This window comes from Pantoea sp. ANP04, from assembly GCF_041982285.1.
GTDB lineage: Bacteria > Pseudomonadota > Gammaproteobacteria > Enterobacterales > Enterobacteriaceae > Pantoea > Pantoea eucalypti.
The window spans coordinates 1-529 of sequence record NZ_JAUTYS010000171.1 but is presented as its reverse complement, the minus strand read 5'-3'; the positions used below and the strand labels follow the sequence as shown (position 1 = coordinate 529).

Genomic DNA, 529 nt, shown 5'->3' with positions numbered 1-529 from the left:
CGGCGCCACCCGAGTATCGGAGGCGAGCGTATCGCCTAAGGTGGCACGGACCAGCGCGTTGGCTAGCCCCAACTGGTACAGGGCGCTGGACTGCTCAGCGGTTTGTAGGCCCAAACTCTCCCGCAACTGCAGATGCTGTGCGGGAACCTGCGCCACGGCGGGGATTTTCCCGCGCGGGTAGCGGCGCAGGCTGTGCGTCAACGCTTTACCGTGTGTGGCCAGCTGCTTTTCGGCCTTGCGCCAGCGGTCAACTGCCTGCGAACTATCGACCTCTAAGGCCGAGGCCTGCAGCAATTCGCCCAGGTCATCACGCAGCCTGCGCACATCGCTACCGGAAATCATTTTTCCCGGGGCCTGCTCTAGGCGAATCAGCAAGGCGGTTGCCGCATCGTTGATCGGCCGGCTCAATTGGTCAAAGGTGGAACCGGTCCCGGCAAGGTTTGCATGCACCGACCCGGCTCCCAGCAACGCGTCGGCGAGCTGAGTCAGCGTGCGAGTGCTCGCCTCGAAGGTGGCCAGCTGGGCACCT

General features: G+C 64.3%; 1 protein-coding gene. It reads right to left on the bottom strand.

Annotation, left to right across the window (positions count from 1 at the left end; genetic code table 11):
• On the bottom strand, positions 1 to 529 hold a 529-nt coding region (locus Q7C21_RS22945), incomplete at both ends, for a hypothetical protein (RefSeq protein WP_375151230.1).